At 62.8% G+C, this 24624-nt stretch carries 24 protein-coding genes and 1 pseudogene; 7 read left to right on the top strand and 18 right to left on the bottom strand.

Annotated elements, in window-relative coordinates; all coding sequences use genetic code 11:
* Positions 1-190: 190 nt before the first annotated feature.
* Positions 191-340 carry a hypothetical protein gene (locus CRP40_RS22050; protein WP_176505847.1) on the top strand — a complete coding sequence of 50 codons (150 nt, stop codon included), beginning with the start codon at positions 191-193 and terminating at the stop codon, positions 338-340.
* A 307-nt stretch (positions 341-647) separates the two neighbouring features.
* Here the strand turns inward: CRP40_RS22050 and CRP40_RS19045 are convergent, their stop codons facing one another.
* The 3 genes and pseudogenes from CRP40_RS19045 to CRP40_RS19035 all read right to left on the bottom strand — a co-directional run.
* Positions 648-1748, bottom strand: a complete 1101-nt coding sequence (locus CRP40_RS19045) for an AGE family epimerase/isomerase (protein ID WP_027915308.1) — start codon at positions 1746-1748, stop codon at positions 648-650.
* A 62-nt stretch (positions 1749-1810) separates the two neighbouring features.
* Complete coding sequence (locus CRP40_RS19040; RefSeq protein ID WP_027915307.1) at positions 1811-2443, bottom strand: TetR family transcriptional regulator; 633 nt, start codon at positions 2441-2443, stop codon at positions 1811-1813.
* A 122-nt stretch (positions 2444-2565) separates the two neighbouring features.
* Positions 2566-2880: pseudogene (locus tag CRP40_RS19035) on the bottom strand (phage infection protein); the annotation flags it as partial.
* Between the two features lie 339 nt (positions 2881-3219).
* Between CRP40_RS19035 and CRP40_RS19030 the strand changes: the two are divergent.
* Entirely contained in the window at positions 3220-5286 is a 2067-nt protein-coding gene (locus tag CRP40_RS19030; protein WP_027915305.1) for an AsmA family protein, read from the top strand.
* A gap of 338 nt (positions 5287-5624) precedes the next feature.
* Here CRP40_RS19030 and CRP40_RS19025 read toward each other — a convergent pair whose 3' ends face one another.
* Entirely contained in the window at positions 5625-6155 is a 531-nt protein-coding gene (locus tag CRP40_RS19025; protein WP_023534650.1) for a ferritin-like domain-containing protein, read from the bottom strand.
* A gap of 49 nt (positions 6156-6204) precedes the next feature.
* Complete coding sequence (osmE, locus tag CRP40_RS19020; RefSeq protein WP_027915304.1) at positions 6205-6546, bottom strand: osmotically-inducible lipoprotein OsmE; 342 nt, start codon at positions 6544-6546, stop codon at positions 6205-6207.
* Between the two features lie 191 nt (positions 6547-6737).
* Between osmE and CRP40_RS19015 the strand changes: the two genes are divergently transcribed.
* Positions 6738-7025 (top strand): PsiF family protein, encoded by a 288-nt coding sequence (locus tag CRP40_RS19015; RefSeq protein ID WP_027915303.1) that lies wholly within the window; start codon positions 6738-6740, stop codon positions 7023-7025.
* A 71-nt stretch (positions 7026-7096) separates the two neighbouring features.
* A complete protein-coding gene (locus CRP40_RS19010) occupies positions 7097-8104 on the top strand; it encodes a membrane protein (protein WP_027915302.1) in 1008 nt (335 codons plus the stop codon).
* A gap of 122 nt (positions 8105-8226) precedes the next feature.
* Here the strand turns inward: CRP40_RS19010 and CRP40_RS19005 are convergent, their stop codons facing one another.
* The gene (locus CRP40_RS19005) at positions 8227-9495 is read right to left on the bottom strand and encodes an Hsp70 family protein (protein WP_027915301.1); all 1269 of its coding nucleotides are present in this window, start codon (positions 9493-9495) and stop codon (positions 8227-8229) included.
* Between the two features lie 164 nt (positions 9496-9659).
* Here CRP40_RS19005 and cbpA point away from each other — a divergent pair, with 164 nt between their 5' ends.
* Both cbpA and CRP40_RS18995 read left to right on the top strand, forming a co-directional pair.
* A complete protein-coding gene (cbpA, locus tag CRP40_RS19000) occupies positions 9660-10616 on the top strand; it encodes a curved DNA-binding protein (RefSeq protein WP_027915300.1) in 957 nt (318 codons plus the stop codon).
* A 2-nt stretch (positions 10617-10618) separates the two neighbouring features.
* Complete coding sequence (locus CRP40_RS18995) at positions 10619-10924, top strand: chaperone modulator CbpM (RefSeq protein ID WP_023534557.1); 306 nt, start codon at positions 10619-10621, stop codon at positions 10922-10924.
* Between the two features lie 89 nt (positions 10925-11013).
* Here CRP40_RS18995 and CRP40_RS18990 read toward each other — a convergent pair whose 3' ends face one another.
* From CRP40_RS18990 to urtA, 6 genes are all read right to left on the bottom strand, one after another.
* On the bottom strand, positions 11014-11535 hold the full coding sequence (locus CRP40_RS18990) for a GNAT family N-acetyltransferase (RefSeq protein ID WP_027915299.1): 522 nt from the start codon (positions 11533-11535) through the stop codon (positions 11014-11016).
* Between the two features lie 31 nt (positions 11536-11566).
* Complete coding sequence (urtE, locus tag CRP40_RS18985; protein WP_027915298.1) at positions 11567-12265, bottom strand: urea ABC transporter ATP-binding subunit UrtE; 699 nt, start codon at positions 12263-12265, stop codon at positions 11567-11569.
* A 74-nt stretch (positions 12266-12339) separates the two neighbouring features.
* The gene (gene urtD / locus CRP40_RS18980; RefSeq protein WP_027915297.1) at positions 12340-13197 is read right to left on the bottom strand and encodes an urea ABC transporter ATP-binding protein UrtD; all 858 of its coding nucleotides are present in this window, start codon (positions 13195-13197) and stop codon (positions 12340-12342) included.
* Positions 13194-14273, bottom strand: a complete 1080-nt coding sequence (gene urtC / locus CRP40_RS18975) for an urea ABC transporter permease subunit UrtC (protein ID WP_027915296.1) — start codon at positions 14271-14273, stop codon at positions 13194-13196. Before urtC ends, urtD begins: the two co-directional genes overlap by 4 nt.
* The gene (urtB, locus tag CRP40_RS18970) at positions 14273-15721 is read right to left on the bottom strand and encodes an urea ABC transporter permease subunit UrtB (RefSeq protein ID WP_225806698.1); all 1449 of its coding nucleotides are present in this window, start codon (positions 15719-15721) and stop codon (positions 14273-14275) included. Before urtB ends, urtC begins: the two co-directional genes overlap by 1 nt.
* Before the next feature lie 125 nt (positions 15722-15846).
* Positions 15847-17112 (bottom strand): urea ABC transporter substrate-binding protein, encoded by a 1266-nt coding sequence (urtA, locus tag CRP40_RS18965; RefSeq protein ID WP_027915294.1) that lies wholly within the window; start codon positions 17110-17112, stop codon positions 15847-15849.
* Between the two features lie 445 nt (positions 17113-17557).
* Here urtA and CRP40_RS18960 point away from each other — a divergent pair, with 445 nt between their 5' ends.
* Positions 17558-17854 carry a hypothetical protein gene (locus tag CRP40_RS18960; protein ID WP_027915293.1) on the top strand — a complete coding sequence of 99 codons (297 nt, stop codon included), beginning with the start codon at positions 17558-17560 and terminating at the stop codon, positions 17852-17854.
* Positions 17855-17919: 65 nt separating this feature from the next.
* On the opposite strand, the gene cycA is transcribed toward CRP40_RS18960, so the two are convergent.
* From cycA to CRP40_RS18930, 6 genes are all read right to left on the bottom strand, one after another.
* Complete coding sequence (gene cycA / locus CRP40_RS18955) at positions 17920-19335, bottom strand: D-serine/D-alanine/glycine transporter (protein ID WP_027915292.1); 1416 nt, start codon at positions 19333-19335, stop codon at positions 17920-17922.
* Positions 19336-19576: 241 nt separating this feature from the next.
* Positions 19577-20944 carry a PepSY domain-containing protein gene (locus tag CRP40_RS18950; RefSeq protein ID WP_027915291.1) on the bottom strand — a complete coding sequence of 456 codons (1368 nt, stop codon included), beginning with the start codon at positions 20942-20944 and terminating at the stop codon, positions 19577-19579.
* A gap of 57 nt (positions 20945-21001) precedes the next feature.
* On the bottom strand, positions 21002-23062 hold the full coding sequence (locus CRP40_RS18945) for a TonB-dependent copper receptor (protein WP_027915290.1): 2061 nt from the start codon (positions 23060-23062) through the stop codon (positions 21002-21004).
* A 62-nt stretch (positions 23063-23124) separates the two neighbouring features.
* Positions 23125-23556, bottom strand: a complete 432-nt coding sequence (locus CRP40_RS18940) for a DUF2946 domain-containing protein (RefSeq protein ID WP_033695082.1) — start codon at positions 23554-23556, stop codon at positions 23125-23127.
* A 19-nt stretch (positions 23557-23575) separates the two neighbouring features.
* Positions 23576-24055, bottom strand: a complete 480-nt coding sequence (locus CRP40_RS18935; protein WP_027915288.1) for a copper chaperone PCu(A)C — start codon at positions 24053-24055, stop codon at positions 23576-23578.
* A 47-nt stretch (positions 24056-24102) separates the two neighbouring features.
* Positions 24103-24492 (bottom strand): DUF2946 domain-containing protein, encoded by a 390-nt coding sequence (locus CRP40_RS18930; RefSeq protein WP_027915287.1) that lies wholly within the window; start codon positions 24490-24492, stop codon positions 24103-24105.
* Between the last annotated feature and the right edge of the window lie 132 nt (positions 24493-24624).

Here is a 24624-nt window from a genome sequence, read left to right as displayed (position 1 = left end):
GACGCTTAATCACCTTTTCGCCCTTACGGCGAGTCACTTTTTGTCAAACGCCACAAAAAGTAACCAAAAAAGGCTGCGCTCCGTTCATACGGCCCCTACGCTGCGCTTCGGGGTTCCCTCACTCCGGTCTTGCTCCCGGGAGGACCGCGCTGTAGGCCCCATCCTGGGGCCCAGCGCTTGACAGGCATCCATGCCTGTCACCTCCCTCCGCAAGACCTGCGTTCGGCCTTCTGAAGTCGCGAAGATCAAAAGCAAGATCAAGATCAAGATCAAGATCAAGATCAAGATCAAGAGCAAGAGCAAGAGCAAGAGCGTCTATAGTGGGGATGATAACGTCTAAACTTGCCGCTATACATAGCCTGTGTAGTGTTCAATGAGTGTGCTAGCGTTAACTAATTTTGAAGTTATATTTGCTAGTGCAAGAGCAGAGAGCTTTGATTTTCGGTTATGTCATATTCCAAGTATTAGGCAGCGCTATTAGCAGTACGAACATGCGGCGCCATCAAGTCAAGCGCTTGATACTGTGGCAGTTCCTACAACACTCGCCCTTGTACGTATTCCAGTGACGAAAACGTGCCAGCGCACTGGACTGCTCCAGGATCTGAGCCTCACTGCCCATTACGGTAACAACATTGCAGGCCCCGACCTCACCCCTCCAATCGCTTCAACCCTTCCAGACAGGTGGCCAGATGATAAGGCGTAGTCGACGGCATATCATGCCGGCTGACATCGCCTTGCCCGTCCCGGCATTCATACCATCCCGCTTGCCGCAAGAACCGCCCCTGCAGGGCCTGCAACAGCTTGGGCAGCTTTACATCGGCATCAGGGCGCAATGCCAGGGCCCTGGCGTATTCGGCCTGTGCCCAGATCCGCTGAGTCGCATCCAGCACATGCCCTTGCACATCCAGCATCGCCAGCACCGCCTCGTCCTTCACGCCATGGTGCTCGGCAAAAACAAAGCCCCGCTCAATGGACGCATGCAACGCCGTCCCACGCAGCAGCGGCGAAGTGTGCAGCAAATAGAACCACTCGAACTGATGACCCGGCTCGAACCAGTTATCCACAGTGCCCCGGGGCTTTTCCAGCATCACCCCGTGGGCAGGGTCGATGAAGTGGGCCTGCATCGCTGTGCATAACTGTAGAAGCGATTGCTGCACAGCCTGATCATCACGCACGGCCAACACCTGCAAGAAGGCCTCTGCCAGGTGCATCTGCGGGTTTTGCAGCGCGCCACTGCCCAGGTTGCCCCAGTCTTCACCCAGACTGGCCTCGTACAAGCCATCATCCCGGGCAAAGCGATGCTCGATGACGTCCAGCGCACCAGCCAGGGTGGAGGCCACCAGGCTGTCGCGGACCTGGCCCCAATAGTGCGCGCAGGCGAAGACGATGAACGCGTGGGTATAGAGGTCCTTGCGTCGGTCCAGCGGTTTGCCCTGGGCGTCGATGCTGTAGAACCAGCCACCGTGCTCGGGGTCATGAAAGTGCTTTTGCAAGGAGCGGAACAATGCCGCGGCGCGTTCGGCCGCGCCCGGTTGACCGATGCGGCTGCTGAACAGGTACAACTGGCGTGCGCAAGCCATGGCCCGATAGCGCTGCACCGGCAGCGGCTGATGCTCGGCGTCCAGGGCCTCGTAAGGCAACGCCATCTCGGTGTTCCAACCTGGCCCCTGCCATAGGGGCACGATGCACGCGGCAAAGTGCTGATTGAAGCGGGTCAGTTCGGGCAGGGTAGGGCGGGGGTTGGACATCTTGGCGCTCGTCGCTGTCGGGCAGGGCGCCATGGTAGCAGAAGTCGGGTCTGCCGAGCCCGTCAGCCGGGGTTGCCGAGCCCTTGCCAGTGCCGCGCACCGACGAAAATGAAGCGCAGCTGCTGGGTGATCTTCTCCTGAGGGGTCAACGCCTGCGGCTCACCCCTTTCCGGCCTGTCGATCAATTCGGGCAAGGTGGCGAACACGGTCTTGACCACCAGGTCCGCCATGACGGTAAGCGCCGCATTGTCCAGGTGCTGCCAACGCTGCATCCGGGCCAGGTCGGTGGCCAGGTCAGCGGTAATGTTTTCCCGCAATTGGGCGATGGCCTGGCGCACGGGCTGCGACCCTCCGTACTGCTCCCGTGCCAGGAATAGAAACTGGGCGCGGTGGGCAGCGACTACATCGAGAAATATACGAACTGACGCATCCGTGATACCGCCCAGCTCGAACTCGTTGTGCCGCACCAGCCGGATGGTCTGGCGGAAGGTATCGTCCACCTCATTGACCAGAGCCAGGCCCAGTGCATCCATGTCCGGGAAATGCCGGTAGAAACCGGTGGGCACGATGCCGGCCGCCTTGGCCACTTCGCGCAAGCTGATGCTGCCAAAGCCACGACCACTCTCCATGAGCAGGCAGGCGGCATCGAGCAGGGCCTGGCGGGTCTGTAGCTTCTGTTCGGCACGCGGCAACATGATGCAGGTTTCTATAAAGGGTGGCTGGGCACTCTAGTTAAAAAAACGAAGCCCGGTCAATGGACCGGGCTCGAAGGGGGAGGTCAGGTAGACGACAGCGCGGTGCGTCTTCCATAAGGTCAGCTCACCCGTGCCGTTTGCGACAAGCGATCTGCACCGCCCTCGGCGACACGGGCGCTGCGCTCGATCAGGCGATCGGAACCCCCTTCGGCAACACGGGCGCTGCGCTCGATCAGGCGGTCGGAACCCCCTTCGGCAACACGGGCGCTGCGCTCGATCAACCGGTCGGAGCCGCCTTCGGCGAGTGTTTCAAGTGGTTGGATGGTTTGAACAGCGCTCGAACGCGATTCGGCCGTCAGGTGCTGCTCGGCACCTGGCAGGGCGAACGCATTGGCTGCAAGCAAGGAAAAGGTGAGGGTCAACAGATGGCGTTTCATGATTCGGTGCTCCTCTGCGGGGCTGGAAAGTGGGTGTGTAGCCAATGCTACGCCTCGCACCTGCACAGAGAAGTTCATCCGGGTAATGGTAAAAATCGACCCCATTGATATCAGGCGTCAAAGGCTCTATTCAGAGCCTTGCAGGGCCGCCGGTGGGCTTGATGGTAGGGGTGCGTAAGGGATGCACCGAGTGAGCATGACGAGCCAAACGCACCCAGACGCGGGAAATTCTTGGCTATCCTCCCCCTGAGATAAAACCCTCACGCCTTTCATCAGTCCCAGATACATGACCCCTCACCGCTACGCTTGTTTTCGCCTTGCCGCATGGAGACTCACGCAATGACGCGCCCCGCCAGAATCATCCTCTGGACCCTGACCACACTGCTGACCGTGCTGGCAATCCTGGTCGTGGTGATTGCCACCTTCGACTGGAACCGCGTCAAGCCGCTGCTCAACGAGAAGGTGTCCGAGGCCTTGCATCGGCCCTTCGCCATCAACGGCAACCTTGCAGTGCACTGGCGCACCGAGCCTGAAGAAGGGGGCTGGCGGGCATGGATACCTTGGCCGCATTTCACGGCTGAAGACCTCACCCTGGGCAACCCGGACTGGCTCAAAGAGCCGCAGATGGTAGCACTGGAGCGCGTGGAGTTTCGCCTGTCGCCGCTGCCCCTGTTGTTTCACCAAGTCAGCATCCCGCGCATCAACTTGACCAAGCCGACTGCCAGCCTGACACGCCTGGCGGACGGCAGGGCCAACTGGAACTTCGACTTCGGCCCGAAAGACGAAAACGAAGCACCGTCCAAATGGGAAATGGACATCGGCGCGATTGGTTTCGACCAAGGTAACGTCAGCTTCGACGACCAGACGCTCAAGGCTCGCATGAAGGTCCAGATCGATCCGCTGGGTAAGCCCATTCCGTTCAGCGACATCGTGGGCAAGGCCACGGCCGAGAAGTCGGCGCCTGCACAGGACTATGCATTCGGCCTCAAGGCGCAGGGGCGCTACAAGGATCAGCCCGTGTCCGGCACTGGCAAGATCGGTGGCCTGCTGGCACTCAAAGCATCCGATCAACCCTTCCCACTGCAAGCGGATGTGCGCATCGCCGACACCCATGTGGTACTGGCCGGTACCCTGACCGATCCGCTCAACCTGGGTGCACTCGACCTGCGACTGCGCCTGTCGGGCGCGAGCCTTGGCAATCTGTTCCCGTTGACCGGCGTGACATTGCCTGACACCCCGGCATATTCCACCGATGGCCACCTCAGCGCCAACCTGCACGCTGAGCAGGGCGCCACCTTCAAGTACCAAGGGTTCAATGGCAAGATCGGTGACAGCGACATTCATGGTGACCTGGCGTACGTCGCCAGCAAGCCTCGGCCCAAGCTCACGGGCAAGCTCGTTTCCAACCAGCTCCTGTTCAAGGACCTGGCGCCACTGATCGGCGCTGACTCCAATGCCGAGCAGAAAGCCCGTGGCGGTGCCAGCAAGCAGCCGTCCGACAAGGTCCTGCCGGTCGAGGAATTTCGTACCGACCGCTGGCGCGCCATGGATGCCGATGTCACCTTCACCGGCAAGCGCATCGTGCACAGCGAGCAGCTTCCCTTCAACGACCTGTCGGCCCACGTGATCCTGGAAGACGGCCTGCTGCGCCTGGAGCCTTTGAGGTTTGGCGTAGCGGGCGGCAATCTGGCATCGCGCATCCGCCTGGACGGCCGCAACGTTCCGTTGCAGGGGCGTGCACGGCTGACCGCCAGGGGATTCAAGCTCAAGCAGCTGTTCCCTTCTTTCGCGCCGATGCAAAGCAGCTTTGGCGAGCTCAATGGGGATGCCGACATTACCGGTAGCGGCAACTCCGTGGCAGCACTGCTCGGTAGCGCCAATGGCGACCTGCGCATGCTGGTCAACGATGGCGCCATCAGCCGCAGCCTCATGGAAATCGCAGGGTTGAACGTGGGCAACTACATCGTCGACAAACTGTTCGGTGATGAAGACGTGAAGATCAACTGCGCCGCTGCCGATGTCGGTATCAAGGATGGCCTTGCCAGCACGCGTCTGTTCATTTTCGATACCGAGAACGCGATCATCTACATCAACGGCACCGCCAACTTCGCCAATGAGCGCCTGGACCTGAAGATCACACCGGAATCCAAGGGGCTGAGGCTGTTCTCCCTGCGCTCGCCGCTGTATGTGCGGGGAGCTTTCGCCAAACCGAGCGCCGGGGTGCAGGCCGTACCGCTGGCGCTGCGCGGTGCCGGCATGGTTGCCCTTGGGGTGGTCGCGGGGCCTGCGGCCGGTCTCCTGGCGCTGGTCGCGCCCAGCAGTGGTGATGATCCCAACCAGTGCACACCGTTGTTGCAGCAGATGAAGGAAGGCAAGGCGCCGGCGGCCGTCAAAGGCCGCAAGTGATGGAAGACGATGGGCGCGGCGGTTCAGATGTCCTGCCGCGCCCTGTGGCCCTGTTAGTTGCCGAGCTGGAATGCTGGGGCTGCGCAGCAGCCCCGACCCTCTGAGCTGCCGAGCTGGAAACCCTTGGCGCTGCGTGGCCTGGCAGCCAGCCCAGCACCTCGGCGGGACCGATCACAGGGTTCAGTAACTCAAAGGTCTGGGACAAGACAGTCGGCGCTTCACAATCACCGAGGCTGGGAACGGTCCGATCAGGGCGCCGGACCGACCGCAATGGGCTGCGAAGCAGCCCTGCGTGACGAGCATTACCGCATCAGCGGCCTTGCGTGTTGCGATTGGCCTTACAGACCGTCGAGCAGGTCGGACATGTCATCGGCGTGCTCTTCTTCTTGCGCCAGAATATCTTCGAAGATACGGCGAGTGGTCGGGTCCTTGTCGCCGATGTACTGGATGATCTCGCGGTAGCTGTCGATGGCGATACGCTCGGCCACCAAGTCTTCCAGGACCATTTCCTTGAGGGTCGCACCCGCCACGTACTGGGCGTGGGAGTTCTTGCTCAGGTTGTCCGGGTTGAAGTCAGGCTCACCGCCCAGTTGCACGATACGCTCGGCCAGCTTGTCGGCATGTTCGGATTCCTGGTTGGCATGCTCCAGGAATTCTTCGGCAGCCACACTGGCCTTGACGCCAGAAGCCATGAAGTAGTGACGCTTGTAGCGCAGGGTGCAGACCAGCTCGGTGGCCAGCGAATCGTTGAGCAGCTTGATGATGCGCTCGCGATCGGCATTGTAGCCTTCGGTCACTGCACCATTTTCCACATGCTCGCGTGCACGCTGGCGCAGGGTCTGGATATCGGTCATTTCAGTCGTGTTCATGTTTCATCTCCGAAAAGCATCAGGTAGTCGTAGTCAGGTAGCGGAAGCCTTACGCGCCTTTGACGGCCTCGCGGTCTTCTTCACGTTGTTTGCAGGTCTTGAAACCCTTGGCATCCACATGGCCGGTGGCATCGAAGCGCACGTAGTACGGCTGCTGCTTGCCGTCGCGGTTGAGGATGTAATCGTTGCAGGTGCCGCCATTGGGCAGGTCGATGACATTGGACGGGCTGCCGCCGATGGCGATCACGCGCTGCATGGTCATGCCATTTTCGACCTGCTTGACCAGGGGCTCGTTGCGGTAGGTCACATAGTCCACCGGGTTTTCCGGGCGGCTGCCGCATGCCGCCAGGGTGGCGCTGGCCAGAAGGATTGCCAGAGTCTGCTTGAACATCGTCCCGCTCCTTGCACAAAAGGGTATGTGCAGGTTTTGAACCTCACGCAGCGCCAGGAGTTCGATCGAGCTAGCCAATTGCCTGCGTGCAAATGGTTGTCGTGCGCTTGATGGCAAACCGGGCCTCGCGCCAGGCTTGTCTACACTGCTGGTGTCACCGTGCGTTGGGCGCGGGCTCAGGAGAACACGACATGAAACGGCTGCACATTCCGTTGCTGATGGTCGCGCTGATGTTCAGCGCCCAGGGCTTTGCGGCAACTACTACCCAGCAGGAAAAGATGAAAACGTGCAATGCAGATGCCACGGCGCAATCGCTCAAGGGCGACGCCCGCAAGGCCTTCATGAGTACGTGCCTGAAGAAACAGGTGCCACCCACCCAGCAGGAAAAAATGAAGACGTGCAATGCCGACGCCACTGCCAAGGTGCTCAAGGGTGATGAGCGCAAGGCGTTCATGAGTGACTGCCTGAAGAAGAAATGATCGGTGCCTATGCCTGCAGGCCTAACGCTGGCAGACTGCGGATCTTCTTCGCTGGCTGCCGCTGAGGCTGTATGACCTTCACCCCCCGCCAAGTCACCCTGGCAAGTTTGATCATCGTATTCGCAGGCTTGCTGATGGCATTGCCGTTGAAGCTGCTGCCCAGCCTGCTGGCAGGCCTGCTGGTGTTCGAACTGGTCAACATGCTCACGCCGCGCCTGCAGCCGTTGATTGCCGGGCAGCGTGCGCGCTGGCTGGCAGTGGCGCTGCTGGGGACGCTGGTGGTGATCAGCCTTGCGCTGTTGATCGCCGGGGCATTCAGCTTCCTGTTGCATGAAGCGGAAAATCCAGGCGCTTCGCTGGACAAGTTCATGGCGCTGGTGGAGCGGGCACGCGGCCAGTTGCCGCCGTTCATCGAGGGCTACCTGCCGGCCAGCGCGGCAGAGTTCAAAGTGGCGATCGGCGACTGGATCAAGAGCCACCTCAGTGATTTGCAACTGGTGGGCAAGGGCATGGCGCACATGTTCGTGACCCTGCTGATCGGCATGATCCTGGGGGCCATCGTCGCCCTGCAGCGCATACCCGACATCTCTCGGCGCAAGCCACTGGCTGCCGCCCTGTTCGAGCGTCTGAGCCTGCTGGTCCAGGCGTTTCGCAACATCGTTTTCGCCCAGATCAAGATTTCCCTGCTCAATACCGCATTCACCGGCATCTTCCTGGCCGTGGTGCTGCCGCTGTTCGGGGTGCATCTGCCGCTGACCAAGACCTTGATCGTGCTGACGTTCCTGTTGGGTCTGCTACCGGTCATTGGCAACCTCATGTCCAACACCCTGATCACCATCGTGGGGTTGTCGTTGTCGGTGTGGGTGGCTGCGGCGGCGTTGGTCTACCTGATCGTCATCCACAAGGTGGAATACTTCCTCAACGCCAAGATCGTCGGGGGGCAGATCAGGGCCAAGGCTTGGGAACTGCTGTTGGCGATGCTGGTGTTCGAAGCGGCGTTCGGCCTGCCGGGGGTGGTGGCAGGGCCGGTCTATTACGCCTATCTCAAGAGCGAGCTGCGCAGGATGGAGCTGGTTTGAATGCGGCCACGGCGGGCCTGCTCAGGGCATAGCAGGGCCGGCGTCAGGCTTGGTCAGGCGGTGTTGACCAGCGCCACCGCCAACGAGGGGCGACCCAAGCGCCCCTTACCCCGGTCATTTCGTCACGCGCCGTAGCGCTTGCGTGCCTCGATGGCCAGCCCACTGCCGATGCTGCCAAAGATGTTGCCTTCCACATGACGTGCATTGGGCAACATCGCCGCCACGCTGTTGCGCAGGGCTGGAATGCCGCTGGAGCCGCCCGTGAAAAATACCGTGTCGACCTGGCCCTGGCTGACCCCGGCCTTGGCCAGCAAGTCCGTGACACTGGCCCGCACCCGTTCCAGCAGGCTTTCGATGGCCATCTCGAACAAGCTGCGAGACAGGTCCACGCCAAGGCCGGATTCGATGCGGCCGAGGTCGACATGACGACTGGGCTGTTCGGTCAGCTCGATCTTGCTGGCTTCCACTTCCATGGCCAGCCAATGCCCGGCGCGCTCCTCGATGAGCTTGAACAGCCGATCCACGCCGAGGGTGTCCTCGATGTCGTAGCGCATGTTGCCCAAGGCCAACTGCGACTTCTGTGAGTACAAGGCGTTGATCGTGTGCCAAGTGGCCAGGTTCAGGTGATAGCTGGTTGGCATCAAGGCACCGCTTTTCATGCGGCTGCCATAACCGAACAGCGGCATCACCCCTTGCAGGCTCAGCTGCTTGTCGAAGTCCGTGCCGCCGATGTGTACGCCACCGGTCGCAAGGATGTCGCTCTGGCGCTCGGCTACCGCGTGCCGCTCAGGCGACAGCCTGATGAGGGTGAAGTCGGAAGTACCGCCGCCGATATCGACGATCAGCACCAGTTCCTCCCGGCTGATGCCCGACTCGTAGTCGAACGCCGCAGCGATGGGCTCGTACTGGAACGACACGTCCTTGAAGCCGATCTTGCGTGCTACCTCGGCCAGCGTGTCCTCGGCTTCCTGGTCGGCTGCCGGGTCCTCGTCGACGAAGAATACCGGGCGGCCGAGTACCACCTGATCGAACTCACGGCCGGCCTCGGCCTGCGCGCGGTTTTTCAGCTCACCGATGAACATGCCCAGCAGGTCCTTGAACGGCAGTGCGCTGCCCAGCACGCTGGTGTCGTGCTTGATCAACTTGGACCCGAGCAGGCTCTTGAGCGAGCGCATCAGGCGCCCCTCGTAGCCTTCGAGGTATTCGTGCAGGGCCAGCCGACCGTAGACAGGGCGGCGCTCCTCGATGTTGAAGAACACCACCGAGGGCAACGTGATCTTGCCGTCTTCCAGGGCAATCAGCGATTCCGTGCCCGGTCGGTGCCAGCCAACCGTCGAGTTGGAGGTGCCAAAGTCGATGCCAAGGGCGCGGGCCGGGGATACGTCGGACATGGGGAAAAGGCTTCCGGAGGCAAAACGGCCGCGCAGTGTATGCCAGCTGGCGACAGAATCAAGACCGGTCGTCTGCCATGGAGCAACCCCAAGCGGGCCTTGAAAGGCTATGCTTGATCCCTATCTTCTCCAGCAACACGCACATTCTCACTGGTGATCCCTAGATGGACTTCAAAGACTACTACAAGATACTTGGCGTAGAGCCCACAGCGGACGACAAGGCGATCAAGGCCGCGTACCGCAAGCTGGCCCGCAAGTATCACCCTGATGTCAGCAAAGAGCGCGACGCCGAAGACAAATTCAAGGAAGCCAACGAGGCCTACGAAGTGCTGGGCGATGCGCAGAAACGCGCCGAATTCGATGAAATTCGCAAGTACGGCGGCCAGCATGGTCGGCCATTCCAGGCGCCGCCAGGCTGGGAAAGCCGAGGCGGGGCCGGAGGCGGTTTCGAGAGTGGCGATTTTTCGGACTTTTTCAGCTCGATGTTCGGCGGTCGTGGAGGCAACCCGTTCGGGGGCGCCCGTCAACAACAGCGCAGTGCCGGCAGGCGAGGGCAGGACGTGGAGCTTGAACTGGCGGTATTTCTGGAAGAAACCCTGAGCAAGGAGTCCAAGCAGATCAGCTTCCAGGTTCCGCAAACCAATGCCATGGGCCAGCGTACGGGGTTCACCACCAAGACCCTGAACGTCAAGATCCCGGCCGGCGTGACCGATGGCGAGCGCATTCGCCTCAAGGGCCAGGGTGCCCCGGGTGTCGGTGGCGGTGCCAATGGCGATTTGTTCCTGACCATCCGCATGGCCCCGCACCCGCTGTTCGACGTCGAGGGGCATGACCTGATCATCACCGTGCCGCTGGCGCCTTGGGAAGCGGCCTTGGGCACCAAGGTGGCGGTGCCCACGCTCGAAGGCAGGATCAACCTGACCATCCGCCCCGACAGCCAGAGCGGGCAGCGCCTGCGGGTGCCAGGCAAGGGCCTGGCCGACAAGCAGGGCCAGCGCGGCAACCTCTATGCACAGCTCAAGGTCGTCATGCCGACCACCTCTGACGAATCTACCCGGGAACTGTGGGCCAAGCTTTCCGAGAAGGCCGCGTTCGACCCGAGGGCACAATGGAGTAAGTGATCATGAGCAGCACCCTGATCGTTCAACTGGACATGCATACCTTGTGTCAGGAAGCCGACCTTACGGCGGACTGTGTGATCGAGATCGTCGAGCACGGCATTGTGGAGCCAACCGGGCGCAGGCCTGAAGACTGGCTGTTCGACGATCAGGCACCGCTGCTGGCAAGGCGCGCGGCCAAGCTGCACCAGGAGTTGGAGCTGGAATGGGAAGGCGTGGCGCTGGCCCTGGAATTGCTCCAGGAGGTGCAGCAGCTGCGCAACGAGAACAGCATGCTGCGCCAGCGCCTGGGCAGGTTTACGCAGATGTGAGGGGAATCAGGCGCGGGCAGGGCTGGAGCGCTGGCCTGCGCAGCCTTGTGTCACCGGGCAAGGCTGCGTGAGGGCGGCCTTGCCCAGTGTCATGGCAGGTCTGGCTCGGCCCCTGGGTTCAGCACCCGCTGCATGAAGGTCAGGTCCAGCCAGCGCCCGAACTTCACCCCCACCTGCGGCATCTGCCCGGTGACCACGAACCCCAGGCGCTCGTGCAGGTGCACAGACGCTGCGTTGCCGCTTTCGATGGCCGCGACCATGACGTGCTTGCCGCCACCTTGTGCGCGCTCGATCAATGCACGCATCAGCGCCGGCCCAAGCCCTTTGCCGCGCTGATCGCTGCGCACGTACACCGAATGCTCGACCGTGTGGCGGAACCCCTCGAACGGGCGCCAGTCCCCGAACGAGGCGTAGCCCAGCACGTCGGCGCCGTCCACGGCTACCAGTATCGGGTAACCCTGTTGCGCACGGGCGTCGAACCAGGCCTGGCGGTTGGCCAGGTCCACCGGCGTCTCGTTCCAGATAGCCGTGGTGTTGCGCACGGCATCGTTGTAGATGTCGAGGATGGCCGGTAGGTCGGCAGGCAGGGCGTCGCGGATTTCGTGACTCATGGCAGCGTCTCGCAAGGTCGAAGCGTGCAGGTTAAATGGTTACCAGCCCGCGTACACCTTCGGCCTGCATGTTTTCGCCCCGGCCACGCTGTACGATCTGGCCGCGGGCCATGACCAGGTAGTGATCCGCCAACGCTTCGGCAAAATCGTAAAACTGCTCGACCAGCAGGATGGCCATGTCGCCGCGCTGCGCCAGCCGCTGGATCACCGCGCCTATTTCCTTGATCACCGAAGGCTGGATGCCTTCGGTGGGCTCATCGAGAATCAGCAGGCGCGGGCGACTGGCCAGTGCCCGGCCAATAGCCAGCTGCTGTTGCTGCCCCCCGGACAAATCCCCGCCTCGGCGTTGCTTCATTTGTTCGAGCACAGGGAACAACTCGTAGATGAAGGCAGGCACTTCACGTGCCTCGCGCCCCGGAAAGCGTGACAAGCCCATCAGCAGGTTTTCCTCGACGCTCAGGCGCGGGAAAATTTCGCGGCCCTGCGGTACGTACGCGATGCCGGCCTGCACCCGGTGGTGCGGCTTGAGTGCGGTAATGGGCTTGCCTTCCCACTCCACGCTGCCTTCGCGCACAGGCACCAGGCCCATCAGGCAACGCAGCAACGTGGTCTTGCCCACGCCGTTGCGACCCAGCAGGCAGGTGACCTCGCCCAGCCTGGCTTCGAAGGACAGGCCGCGCAGGATGTGGCTGCCGCCGTAGTACTGGTGCAGCGTATCGATCTTGAGCATGCGAGGCTCCTGAAGTAACCGGTTGTGCGACCCCGGTAGCTCACCGGTGTACGCATGATTAAACGTGCACTTGCTCAACGACCGAGGTACACCTCGACCACACGATCATCGGCCTGCACCTGCTCAAGCGGCCCCTCAGCCAGCACCGAACCCTGGTGCAGCACCGTCACATGGTCGGCGATGCTGCCCACGAACCCCATGTCATGCTCGACCACCATCAGCGAGTGCTTGCCTGCAAGCCCCTTGAACAGCTCGGCAGTGAAAGCGGTTTCGGCGTCGGTCATGCCGGCCACGGGTTCATCGAGCAACAGCAATTGGGGTTCCTGGACCAGCAGCATGGCAATTTCCAGAAATTGCTTCTGGCCGTGGGACAGCAGCCCGGCCTGGCGCGAGGCCAGCCCGTTCAGGCGCACGGTGGTCAGGACTTCGTCGATCCTGTCGCGTTGCTCGCTGCTCAAGCGCGACCTCAGGCTCGCCCACACCGACTTGTCGGTCTTGAGCGCCAGCTCGAGGTTTTCGTACAGGCTCAACGCCTCGAACACCGTGGGTTTCTGGAACTTGCGGCCGATACCCGCCAGGGCAATCTGGTATTCGCTCATGCGCGTCAGGTCGAGCGTGTCGCCAAAGTAGGCACTGCCTGCGCTGGGCCGTGTCTTGCCGGTGATCACGTCCATCATCGTGGTCTTGCCGGCGCCGTTCGGGCCGATGATGCAGCGCAGCTCGCCCACGCCGATATACAGCGTCAGCGCATTGAGCGCCTTGAACCCATCGAAACTGACGCTTACCTCTTCAAGGCTCAGCACGGTGCCGTGCCGCGCGTCCAGGCCAGGTACCCGGGCATGGCCCAGGCCTATGGCGTCGCGGCCGATACCCTGCGGGTCGAAGGCAGGTTCGAGCATGAACTCCGGGTGTACCGGGGGCAGGCCTCTCATGGCTGGCTCCTTTTGTTCCACAGGCCGACCAGGCCCTTGGGCAAGTACAGGGTCACGAGGATGAACAGCGCGCCGAGGAAAAACAGCCAGAATTCCGGGAAAGCCACGGTGAACCAGCTCTTCATGCCGTTGATCAGCCCTGCGCCCAGCAGGGGACCGATCAGGGTGCCGCGCCCGCCCAGCGCCACCCAGACAGCGGCCTCGATGGAGTTGGTGGGCGACATCTCGCTAGGGTTGATGATGCCGACCTGTGGCACGTACAACGCGCCTGCCAGGCCACACAGCATGGCACTGAGCACCCATACCAGCAGCTTGAAACCACGCGGGTCGTAGCCACAGAACATCAATCGGTTCTCGGCATCGCGAACGGCTGTCAACAAGCGCCCGAACTTGCTGCGCGTCAGCCGCCAGCACAGGTACAGGCTTGCGACCAGCAGTGCGACGGTGAGCAGGAACAGCACCGCGCGGGTCCCGGGTGCGGCGATGTCGAAGCCCAGCAGGGTGCGAAAGCTGGTGAAACCGTTGTTGCCGCCAAAACCGGTCTCATTGCGAAAGAACAGCAACATCCCGGCAAAGGTCAGGGCCTGGGTCATGATCGAGAAGTACACACCCTTGATCCGCGAGCGGAAGGCAAACCAGCCGAACACCAGGGCCAGCATGCCAGGCGCCAGCACCGCCAGGCACAAGGCCCAGGCAAAGTGCTGGGTCCCTGCCCAGTACCAGGGCAGCTCGCTCCAGGACAGGAACGTCATGAAACCCGGCAGCCCGTCCCCGGCGGCCTGGCGCATCAAGTACATCCCCATGGCATAGCCGCCCAGGGCAAAGAACAGGCCATGGCCAAGCGACAACAGCCCCGCATAGCCCCAGACCAGGTCAAGGGCCAGGGCCACGATGGCGTAACAGAGGATCTTGCCCACCAGTGTGAGCACATAGGCCGACACATGCAGGGCATGATCGGCGGGCAGCAGTGACAACAGCGGCAAGGCGAGCAGCAGGGTCAGGGCGGCGATACCCAGCGCCAGCGACAGGCGAGGGCCGGCTTTGTGCGCGGCGGTGACAAGCAGTGGCTGGTTCATCAGTCGATCACCCGTCCCTTGAGGGCAAACAGGCCTTGCGGGCGCTTCTGGATGAACAGAATGACCAGCGCAAGGATGAGGATCTTGCCGAGCACCGCACCGATCTGCGGCTCCAGCAGTTTGTTGGCGATGCCCAGCCCGAACGCCGCCCAGAGGCTTCCGGCCAGTTGGCCGACCCCCCCAAGCACCACCACCAGGAATGAATCGATGATGTAGCTTTGCCCCAGGTCCGGCCCCACGTTGCCGACCTGGCTCAAGGCCACGCCGCCCAGGCCTGCGATGCCCGAGCCCAGGCCGAAGGCGAGCATGTCCACACGCCCGGTGGACACGCCGCAGCAGGCCGCCATGTTGCGGTTCTGGGTGACGGCGCGCACGTTCAGGCCCAGACGCGTGCGGTTGAGCAGCAGCCAGGTCAGCAGCACCACGGCCAGGGCGAAGGCGATGATCACCAGGCGGTTGTAGGGCAGGATCAGGTTGGGCAGGACCTGGATGCCACCCGACAACCAGGCCGGGTTGCTGACCTCGACGTTCTGTGCGCCGAACAGCAACCGCACAGCCTGGATCAGGATCAGGCTGATGCCCCAAGTGGCCAGCAGGGTTTCCAGGGGCCGGCCGTACAGGTGGCGGATCACCGTGCGCTCCAGCGCCATGCCGACACCGGCACTGACGGCGAACGCCACGGGCAGGGCGATCAGCGGGTAAAACTCCAGGGCGCCCGGGGCGTAGCGCTGCACCACGACCTGCACCATGTAGGTGCTGTAGGCGCCGAGCATCAGCATCTCGCCGTGCGCCATGTTGATCACCCCCAGAAGGCCGAACGTGATCGCCAGCCCCAGCGCCGCCAACAGCAGGATCGACCCCAGCGACAGGCCACTGAAGGCCTGGCCGAGCACTTCACCGACCAGCAGCTTGCGTTTGACCTGGGCCAGGCTGGTTTCGGCGGCGGTACGCACCGTGGGGTCCGTTTCCATCTCTGGTTGCAACAGCGCCTCCAGGCGGGTGCGGGCCGTTGGGTCACCGGTTTCTCCCAACAGGCGCACGGCCGCCAGGCGCACCGACGGGTCGCTGGCACCGAGCTGCAGGTTGGCCAACGCCAGGCCCAAGGCTGCCCGCACGGCCGCATCCGGCTCGCTGGCGTAGCGCCGGTCGAGCAAGGCGACCTGGGCCGGTTGTGCACTCTTTTGCAACTGCCTGGCGGCAGCCAGCCGGGTGGCGCTGTCGTCACTGAGTAACCGGTGGCTGGCCAGGGCATTGTCGATCAGCCCGCGCAGGCGGTTGTTCAGGCGCACCTTGCGGTTGTCGTCCTTGGCAATGCGGCCGGCCTGCAGGTTTTCCAACAGCGCCAGCCGGCCCGGCTCGGGTTGGGCGGCCCAGGTATCGAGCAGGCGCGCCTGCTCGGCGGGCTTGGCGGCGAGGAAAAACTCGCCCTCGCTGGCTTGGGCTGCCATGGGCAGCAGCAGTAGCAGGGTAAGCAGGAATCTGAGCATGAGGCTCTCCTGTAAATCAGCGCTTACGCGCAGGCGTACCCGAACGCCGGGCCGCCTACGGGCGGGCTGCAAAGCAGCCTTGGGCCTCAGTTACCTTTCACGGCGTAATCAGGGCGCTTGTCGTTGCCTGGGATGAAGGGGCTCCAGGGTTGTGCCCGCAGCGGTTGCTCGGTCTCCCACACCACGCTGAACTGCCCATCGTCCTGGATCTCGCCGATCATCACGGGCTTGTGCAGGTGGTGATTGGTCTTGTCCATGGTCAGGGTGTAGCCCGAAGGGGCCTTGAAGGTCTGCCCGGCCAGCGCTTCGCGCACCTTGTCCACATCGGTGGATTTGGCTTTTTCCGCCGCCTGCGCCCACATGTGAATGCCCACATAGGTGGCTTCCATCGGATCGTTAGTTACCGCCTTGTCGGCGCCAGGCAGGCCTTTGGCCTTGGCATACGCCTTCCAATCAGCGACGAACTTCTGGTTGACCGGGTTATCCACCGACTCGAAGTAGTTCCAGGCGGCCAAATGACCCACCAACGGCTTGGTGTCGATGCCCCGCAGCTCTTCTTCCCCCACCGAGAACGCCACGACCGGCACATCGGTCGCTTTCAGGCCCTGGTTGGCCAGCTCTTTGTAGAAAGGCACGTTGGAGTCGCCGTTGACCGTGGAAATTACCGCCGTCTTAGCCCCGGCCGAGAACTTCTTGATGTTGGCGACGATGGTCTGGTAGTCGGCGTGGCCGAACGGCGTGTAGACCTCCTCGATGTCCTTGTCGGCCACGCCCTTGCTGTGCAGGAACGCACGCAGAATCTTGTTGGTGGTGCGCGGGTAGACGTAGTCGGTGCCCAGCAGGAAGAAACGCTTGGCGCCGCCGCCATCCTCGCTCATCAGGTATTCCACCGCCGGAATCGCTTGCTGGTTGGGCGCAGCGCCGGTGTAGAACACGTTCGGCGACATCTCTTCGCCCTCGTATTGCACCGGGTAGAACAGCAGACCATTGAGCTCCTCGAATACCGGCAACACCGATTTGCGCGACACCGACGTCCAGCAACCGAACACCACCGCGACCTTGTCCTGGGTCAGCAACTGGCGGCTTTTTTCGGCGAACAGCGGCCAGTTGGACGCCGGGTCCACCACCACCGGCTCCAGCATCTTGCCGTTCACCCCACCTTTGGCGTTGATCTCATCGATGGTCATCAAGGCCATGTCCTTGAGCGACGTCTCGGAGATGGCCATGGTCCCGGACAGCGAATGCAGGATGCCGACCTTGATGGTCTCGGCGGCCTGGAGGCTCCAGCTAAGGCCCATCGCCGCCATCGAGGCGCTGAGGGTGAAGGCCTTGATCAGACTGCGTCGCTTCATGTGCTCTCTCCGCTGAGTTGTTGTGGTGTGGGCAGAAGGGCGATTGCAAAGGCTGTGCCGTGGTGCGCAAGGCTGCGGTCTAGAAGGGTTGTGCTTCTATGCAGGGCTTGGATAGGGGCCAGATTGGTGCTTGCGCGACTGGCCTGCACAGGATTGGGTCCAGGGCGGTGAACAGTTTTGACACATAAGCGGTACTTGAGTACCGTTCGGCACCGCAGTAGATTCTGCGACCGGGATTGGCGTCCCGTTTTACAGAGAGATCGAGCATTGACGCTCCTTGCGACTTTGCTCTGCATGGCTGCACCCGTCATGGGCGGAGCCGTGTGTGGGAGCCTTCGGGCTCACCGGTTCTCTCTGCCGGCACGCCAACCCGCACGGCTCCGTCCACCCATATTGGCGTATGGGCTCGGAGCGTCATAAAGAGAGAGCTGCAAGGAGATGCACCATGCTCAAGAAGATCGTTCCAGATCCACCCCGCACATCGCGTTCCGTGACCGCCAGTGCCGATTTCGGCACCTGCAATCAGGCTCATGATCCAATACTGTCGGTTCAGGCTGGAATCGATAGCGAGGATGCACTTGTGTGCGCCGTTGCCGCGCTGAAAGCGGCTTATGAAACCAATGCCGCAGCACTGGAAAGGGTGGGAGAGCCGCTTCGTAGTCTACTGACCGCGACGGAAAACTCGCTAGAGAAAGGCTTGGCCCTGGCCGAGGCAGTGCTCAAGGGGTTGGAGCAAGGCTGAAGCGGCCTGGCTGTTGTGCGCCCATTCGCCAGTTCTGCCTGAGAATGGGCTGCACAGTTTCCTCATCAGTTGCTCGACGACCCACGTACGGCAGTACGCGGCTGGCGCCGGCTACGCACGAACTGGTAGGTCACCGCCAGGATCACAAACCAGATCGGCGTCACCAGCAGCGCCGAGCGGGTGTCGGCTTCCAGGCTCAGCAGCACCAGGATGCCGGCGAAGAACGCCAGGCACACGTAGCACATCAAGCGCCCGCCAGGCATCTTGTAAATCGACTGCTCGTGCAGCGCTGCGCGGTGCTTGCGGTAGCTCAGGTACGACAGCAGGATCAACGTCCAGACGAACATGAACAGCACCGCCGACACCGTGGTGACCAGGGTGAAGGCTTCGATCACGTTCGGGACCAGGTAGATCAGCACCGCGCCGAGCAACAGGCACAGGCAGGAGAAGTACAAGCCGTTGGCCGGCACGGCGCGACGGGACAGTTTCTCGAACGCTTTGGGCGCATCGCCTTCCTGGGCCAGGCCGAACAGCATGCGGCTGGTGGAGAACACCCCGCTGTTGGCAGACGAGGCCGCCGAGGTCAGCACCACGAAATTGATGATGCTCGCCGCCGCTGGCAGCCCTGCCAGCACGAACAGCTCCACGAACGGGCTCTTGCCCGGAACCACGTCGCGCCATGGGGTCACGGCCATGATCGCGATCAGTGCCAGTACATAGAACACGATGATGCGGATCGGGATCGAGTTGATCGCCCTGGGCAGCGTGCGCTCCGGGTTCTTGGCTTCGGCCGCCGTGGTGCCGACCAGCTCGATGCCCACGAAGGCGAACACCGCGATCTGGAACCCGGCGAAGAAGCCCATCACGCCATGGGGGAACATGCCGCCGTCATTCCACAGGTTGGCCAGTTGAGCCGTGCGCCCGCTGGGGGAGGTGAAACCGGTGATGACCATGTACAGACCGGTGGCGACCAGGCCCAGAATGGCGATGATCTTGATCAGGGCAAACCAGAACTCCATTTCGCCGAACAGCTTGACCGTGACCAGGTTCAGCGACAGCAGCACGGCCACGCAGGTGAGCGCCGGTATCCACTGAGGCAGGTCGGGGAACCAGAACTGGGTATAGGCCGCAATGGCCACCACGTCGGCAATGCCAGTGACTACCCAGCAGAACCAGTAGGTCCAGCCGGTGAAGTAGCCCGCCCAGGGACCGAGCAGGTCGGCGGAGAAGTCGATGAACGACTTGTAGTTCAAGTTCGACAGCAGCAGTTCGCCCATTGCACGCATGACGAAGAACAGCATGAAACCGATGATCATGTAGACGAAGATGATCGACGGCCCAGCCAGGCTGATGGTCTTGCCCGAGCCCATGAACAGGCCGGTGCCGATGGCACCGCCAATGGCGATGAGCTGGATGTGTCGGTTGGTGAGGTTGCGTTGCAGGTGTTGATCGTCGGATGGAGTCGGCGCAGTTTGCGTCATAGGCTGCATTCCCTTGTAGAGGTCAGTCGCGTTGGCTGACGTAGCCGGCTAGGCTATCACGCACTGCAAAGGTGCGGGCGTGACAGATCGACACGATATCGTGAGTGCAGGGCGCTTTAGAAATGATCAGGGTCAAGCGTCGGCGCTTTGGACAATAAAGCTGCACCGACCGGCAGGGCCGTGAAACGCTCGGCGGGCCTTTCGGCTCGCCTGAGGTTCCACGACAGCCGCCTACCGTGCCCTATGCCTGCGCCGCCAACCTGGCGCGCCGTACCATCAGGTTGTCGAGTACCCACATCAGCACCATCGACACCCCCACCAAGGGGAAGACGAGCCCCAATGCCAGCATCACCACCACGGCCGTCTTCCAGCGCGGCAGGTCGTGGCGCAACGGGGGGACGCCCAGGCCGCCTTCGGGTCTGCGCTTCCACCACATCACCAAGCCACTGACCGACCCCAGCAGAATCATCAGGCACACCAGCGCAATGACGATCTGGTTCAGCGGGCCGAACATCTTGCCCTCGTGCAGCATGACCCCCAGTTCCGTGGCGCGGGCCACAGGGCTGTAGTCCTGCCAGCGCACATCGGCCAGCACCTTGCCGGTGTACTGGTCCACATGCAGGGTGGCATCGTTGCGTGGATCGTCGGCGAACACCGCAACGGTGAATACGCCGTCGGCCGTGGTAGGCAAGGTAATGCTGTAGCCCGGCTCCACCTGCCGCGCCGTGGCGATGTCCTCGACCTGTTGCACGCCCACGTTCGGTGCGGCCGGTTGGCTGGACAGGGTGTGATGCCCGGCGTGCTCGGCATGGGCCCCGGACTGGGGCATCGGCGTGTTCTCCACGGCCCAGGGCACGGTCTGGCGGTGAGCATGGTTGAGCTCGCGTGCCTGCTGGTCCGACTTCGGCACATCGTTCCACATCGCTACCGGAAAGCGGTTCCACAGGTCGGCATATTGCTTGCCCCAGAACCCGGTCCAGGTCATGCCGCTGAGCAGCATCAACAACAGCAGCGCCGAGCCCCAGAACCCACTGACCGCATGCAGGTCGCGCCAGAACAGCCGGCCTCGGGCGGCCAGGCGCGGCCACAGTACGCCTGCGCCCAGGCGCCCGCGTGGCCACCACAGGTACAGGCCCGAAACCACCAGCACGATGCCCCAGCCTGCGGCCAGTTCCACCAGGCGATCACCCAGGGTGCCCACCATCAACTCGCCGTGCAGGGCGCGGGCGATGGCTTGCAGGTTGCGCTTGCCGTCCTGCTCGCCGAGGATCTTGCCGCTGTACGGGTCGACGAACACATTCAGCTCGCGCCCGCCGTCGTGCACCACGAACTGCGCACTGCGCTGCGCGTTCAGCGGCGGCAGGTACTGGCCCACATGGCCTTCGGGGTACGCCGTGCGCACCTCGGCCAGCATCACATCGGCCCCTTGGCGATGGTGGCCGGCCTCGACCACCATCAGGTCGCGGTACAGCCATGGATCGAGCTGTGGTTTGAACAGGTACACGAGCCCGGTAAGGGCCAGCAGGATCATGAAGGGGGCCACGAACAGCCCTGCATAGAAATGCCAACGCCAGGCCAGGTTGTAGAATGAAACGCGTGTTCCTCTCATGGGAACCTCCAGGTAAACCCGCACAGGGCGCGGTCACTGCCGCGCCCGCGGTGGATGTCAGAAGCTGAAATCGACTTTGGTCCAGACGGTCCGGCCGGGCTCGTTGACCGGTTGAGGATCGCTGGCCGGGTAGCCGAAACCGGCGTTGCCTGCCAGGTTCAGGTGTTCGGCGTAGGTCTTGTCGAACAGATTGTCGACCCCGGCGCTGAGTTTCAGATTTTTACTGACCTTGTACGCGCCGTTGAGCGAAAACACCCCAAACCCTGCACTGGCGTCATAGTCCTTGCCGACCACATTGCCCTGGTTGAAGGCGATGCGGTTCTGCGCCGCGACCAGCCGCCAGAGCGCACCTGCACTCCATGCATCGCGGCTGTACGTCAGGCCCAGGCGGCTTTCCAGGGGCGGCATCTGGGGCAGCGCCTTGCCGTCGCTGCTGTTCTTGCCCCAGGCGTAGGCCAGCGTGGCATCGGCCTTCCAGGTATCGCTCAGCGAGTAGGCCGCACCCACCTCGCCACCCATGATGCGGGCGTCGATGTTCTGCGCCTTTGAAGCCCCCATGCCCATCATGCCGGTGCGGTAGTCGAACAAAATGTAGTCGCGGATCTGACCGACATAGCCCGAAGCCCAGGCTTCCAGCCGTTCGCTACGGTACTGGACACCAAAGTCGAGCTGGGTCGTTTTCTCGGGCTTGATGCCGTCGAAGGCATTGACCGACCCGGTGGGCGCCGTCTTCGGCGAAAACAGCTCCCAGTAGTCCGGGAAGCGCTGGGCGTGCCCAAGGCCGATGTAAGCCGTTGCCGGCAGGGCTGCCATGTCGTGTTCATAGCGCACGAAGCCGCTGGGCAGCGTATCGGCGCGGGTGTCGTTCCGGGTCGGACTGGCCTGACGCAGATCCCGCGCAGACGCGCGGTCCAGGCGGGCACCGGTGATGACCCGGTCGTCGCCGCTGAGCGACCAGGTCAGCTCGCCGAACACGCCGTAATTATGGAAATCGGCATCCTTGGTCCAGGCCTGGCCTTTGTGCGCGTCTACACCCATGCCGCCGCGCTGGCGATGCGCGTTGGTCTGCGCGTCGATACCGCTGATCAACTGCACATCGGCCCAGCGCCAGGTCGCCTTGATGCGTGCGCCCATCGTGCGGCGGTCGACGTTGCTGACCATTGGCATGCCCATCATGCCGCTGCCAGAGGGTGTGCGCAGGCTGTAGTTGTCCATTACATGGTCGGCATAGTTGTAATAAGCCTGGGCTTCGAGCTTGTCGAGGACCTCGCCCAGGTTGGACTTTTCAAAGCGCAGGCCCAGGCTTTCACGCTTGAACTGCGAGCCGTCCATGCCCCGACCGGCATAGCGCGCCTCCCCATCGCCCTTGCCTGCGGTGAGTTCGAGCAATGTATCGGCATCGGGCGTCCAGCCCAAGGCGACATCGCCGTTCCACTTTTCCCAGCGCGACGGTACCGAATCGCCAGCCCCGTCGTGGTAGTCATCAGCGCGCGACTGATTGCCGACGAAACGGGCATAGGCCTGGCTGTTGCCGGCAGCAGCGTCCAGCACCTTGTCGAAGCGGCCATTGGAGCCGGTGAGCAGGCTGGCATTGACGCGGCTGCCAAGGGTGCCGAATGCCTCGGGATCACGCTCGAACAGGACAGTGCCTGCCGAGCCGCCCGGCCCCCAGATCACGCTCTGTGGGCCCTTGATCACGGTCAGTCGGTCGTAGGTTTCCGGGGCGATGTACGAGGTTGGGGCATCCATGCGGTTAGGGCAGGCGCCCAGCATCAGCCCGCCATTGGTGAGGATGTTCAGCCGCGAGCCGAACATGCCGCGCAGTACTGGGTCGCCGTTGGTGCCTCCGGCACGAATGGCTGAAAAACCGGGGATGGTTTTCAGGTAATCGGCACCGTCACTGGCCGGCACGGGCTGGCGAGGGTCCTTGGGGTTGGTGACCACGGTCAGTGGCGAACTGGGGGCGATGGCGGTGATCACCGTAGGGCCGAGTTCAGGTACATCGGATGAATAGGCAAGGTGACCAGGGTCTGCCGCCAGTGCGACAGGCGTCAACAACGAGCCACACAGGGCGGCGATGGTCCCGCGCAGGGACAAAAGAGGGGTGCAGCCGGACATAAGGATTCCAGTCGATCAGTCGTGAGAAGACGCGAAGCGATCAGGCTTCGCGCGCAAACGGGTCAAACACTGATCGATGCAGGCGGCGCGCGGCTGCGGGCGCCGGGGAAGACGGCCTGCCTGGCATGCCCGTGGCGCGTGGCAGGCTGAAGGTGGACTTGAGGCAGGGTGGCTGCCAGGTTGAGCGGGCTGAGCGCCTGGGGCAATGCAGGGCAGTTGAACAACAGGCTGCAATAGCCGCACTTCTCCCACATCACATGAAGCTGGCCGTCCTGGCTCGGGCCGTGATGAGCGTCGCCATGCTGATGAGCAGCCGGCATCGGCATGTCCATCGGCATGGGCATGCCGCCGCCGTGGTGATCCATGGGCATCGACTGGGAAACCAGCGGCCCGATGAAAATCATCCACATGGCGAACAGGCTCAGCCATCCGCCACCGGCGCGCCTGCGATCAGGGCGGGTGGTACGGGGCTGGCGGTGTGGCAGCGAGCGCATCACGCCCTGTCAGCGCCAATCAGTGCTGATGGGCCTGCGGCTGGCCGGTCGGCGGCGCTTTCTGCACCGCCACTTGCACGGTGACGGGGCCAGCTTTCTCGAAGCGAAGGGTCAGCGGGAAACGCTGGCCATCGGTCAGCAGGCTGCGATCCTTGGGCTGCATGAGCATCACATGGTAAGCGCTGGGCGCGAACACCAGATCCTTGCCTGCAGGCACTACTACGTTTGGCACTTGCTGCATGCGCATGGCACCGGCCGCGCTCATGGCGTGCGCATGCAACTGGGTGTCATCGCTGATAGGGGACTCGGCGCTCAGCAGGCGGTCATCGGTGTTGCCATTGTTGTGCACCACGAAGTACGCGGCGACGTTGGGGGCATTGGGCGGCAGCTGCAAAGACCAGGGATGAGCGATATGCAGGTCGCCCACGGTGTATTCGTGAGCATGGGCGAAGACGGCGGGCAGCAGGAGGGCGGCCACGGCAAGGGCGTGCTTGAGCATGATGGATGTCCCGATGAAATGAGGTTCAGGCAGACAGCGAGAAACACTCAGGCAAGCGGGGAGGCACGGGGATTGAGCGCGGGCCGGAGCTGGCGCGGCGTAGGCGTGGGTGGCGCATCCAACGACAGTGGGCCGGCAAGACGCACAGGCGGGGCATGCAGTTGTAACGCTTGGCCGCCTGATGCGAGCGGCGGCGCAGCACCCAGGCAGCACCAGCAGTGCATCGTGCTGGCGCTGTCATCGCTTTGCGGACCCAGGTCGATCTTGGCCAGGGCCTGCACATCGACCTTGGCTTTGTTGGCCATGCTGGAACAGAACGCCCCCCACAGCAGTTGCTCTGCCGGGCCTTTGGGCGCAGCAGAGGACAACGGCATGGCCAGCAGGTTGAACAGCACCGCTAGGCAGGCTATCCAGGCGATGTGCCGACGTGGGGGCATGGAGAGATCCGGTCAGGAATCGTGGCGACTATTGTACGGCCGAGTATAAGCAAATTTGGCGGGGTGCGGTGACGTGACGCAGGTGGTGTGCATGGCGGCTGGCTTCGCGATGCTCTGGCACCGCGAAGCCGT

It is taken from the genome of Pseudomonas sp. URMO17WK12:I9 (assembly GCF_900230165.1).
GTDB classification, from domain to species: Bacteria; Pseudomonadota; Gammaproteobacteria; order Pseudomonadales; family Pseudomonadaceae; genus Aquipseudomonas; species Aquipseudomonas fulva.
Note: the sequence above shows the minus strand (reverse complement) of the source record. Positions and strands in the feature narration are given on the sequence as shown.